General features: G+C 51.7%; 2 rRNA genes. Both read left to right on the plus strand.

What is annotated here, in order from left to right:
• Positions 1–1,707: ribosomal RNA gene (locus FG94_RS03675) — 23S ribosomal RNA — on the plus strand; the annotation flags it as partial.
• Between the two features lie 138 nt (positions 1,708–1,845).
• Positions 1,846–1,958 (plus strand): 5S ribosomal RNA (gene rrf, locus FG94_RS03680).
• Positions 1,959–1,968: the final 10 nt, after the last annotated feature.

The following is a 1,968-nucleotide window of genomic DNA, read 5'->3' on the forward strand; positions in this document are numbered from 1 at the left end:
ATATGGTAGGAGAGCGTTCTGTAAGCCTGCGAAGGTGTCTTGTGAAGGATGCTGGAGGTATCAGAAGTGCGAATGCTGACATGAGTAGCGATAATGCGGGTGAAAAGCCCGCACGCCGTAAGCCCAAGGTTTCCTGTTCAACGTTCATCGGAGCAGGGTGAGTCGGCCCCTAAGGCGAGGCAGAGATGCGTAGCTGATGGGAAGCAGGTTAATATTCCTGCACCGTCGTATGATGCGATGGGGGGACGGATCGCGGAAGGTTGTCCAACTGTTGGAATAGTTGGTTTCTGGTTCATAGAAGGCGCTTAGGCAAATCCGGGCGCAGGATTCAAGGGACTGGGACGGGCACCCATGTGGTGCGAAGCAATCGGAAGTGGTTCCAAGAAAAGCCTCTAAGCTTCAGTCATACGAGACCGTACCGCAAACCGACACAGGTGGGCGAGATGAGTATTCTAAGGCGCTTGAGAGAACTCGGGAGAAGGAACTCGGCAAATTGGTACCGTAACTTCGGGATAAGGTACGCCCCGGTAGCTTGACCACTTTACTGTGGAAGGGTGAAAGGGTTGCAATAAACTGGTGGCTGCGACTGTTTAATAAAAACACAGCACTCTGCAAACACGAAAGTGGACGTATAGGGTGTGACGCCTGCCCGGTGCTGGAAGATTAAATGATGGGGTGCAAGCTCTTGATTGAAGTCCCAGTAAACGGCGGCCGTAACTATAACGGTCCTAAGGTAGCGAAATTCCTTGTCGGGTAAGTTCCGACCTGCACGAATGGCGTAACGATGGCCACACTGTCTCCTCCCGAGACTCAGCGAAGTTGAAATGTTTGTGATGATGCAATCTACCCGCGGCTAGACGGAAAGACCCCATGAACCTTTACTGTAGCTTTGCATTGGACTTTGAACCAATCTGTGTAGGATAGGTGGGAGGCTTTGAAGCGGGGACGCCAGTTCTCGTGGAGCCATCCTTGAAATACCACCCTGGTTTGTTTGAGGTTCTAACCTTGGTCCGTTATCCGGATCGGGGACAGTGCATGGTAGGCAGTTTGACTGGGGCGGTCTCCTCCTAAAGTGTAACGGAGGAGTTCGAAGGTACGCTAGGTACGGTCGGACATCGTGCTAATAGTGCAATGGCATAAGCGTGCTTAACTGCGAGACCGACAAGTCGAGCAGGTACGAAAGTAGGACATAGTGATCCGGTGGTTCTGTATGGAAGGGCCATCGCTCAACGGATAAAAGGTACTCTGGGGATAACAGGCTGATTCCTCCCAAGAGTTCATATCGACGGGGGAGTTTGGCACCTCGATGTCGGCTCATCACATCCTGGGGCTGTAGCCGGTCCCAAGGGTATGGCTGTTCGCCATTTAAAGTGGTACGTGAGCTGGGTTTAAAACGTCGTGAGACAGTTTGGTCCCTATCTGCCGTGGGCGTTGGAAATTTGAAGGGGGCTGCTCCTAGTACGAGAGGACCGGAGTGGACGAACCTCTGGTGTACCGGTTGTCACGCCAGTGGCATTGCCGGGTAGCTAAGTTCGGAAGAGATAACCGCTGAAAGCATCTAAGCGGGAAACTTGCCTTAAGATGAGATTTCCCGGAGCCTTGAGCTCCTTGAAGGGTCGTTCGAGACCAGGACGTTGATAGGCTGGGTGTGGAAGTGCAGTAATGCATTAAGCTAACCAGTACTAATTGCCCGTACGGCTTGTCCCTATAACCTTGGTAGGCTATAGACAAGTCAGGAATACAGCTGCAGTTTGTTGATACTGCTACCCCAAGAACAACAAAAAACTACTTCTTCCCGGATTGGTGAAGTTTGACCATGTGGTCAAATCTCACGACAAGTCAAAGCCTGATGACCATAGCAAGTCGGTCCCACCCCTTCCCATCCCGAACAGGACCGTGAAACGACTTTGCGCCGATGATAGTGCTGCAACCAGTGTGAAAGTAGGTTATCGTCAGGCTAGTTATATG

It is taken from the genome of Massilia sp. LC238 (assembly GCF_000735635.1).
Classification (GTDB): Bacteria; Pseudomonadota; Gammaproteobacteria; order Burkholderiales; family Burkholderiaceae_D; genus Telluria; species Telluria varians.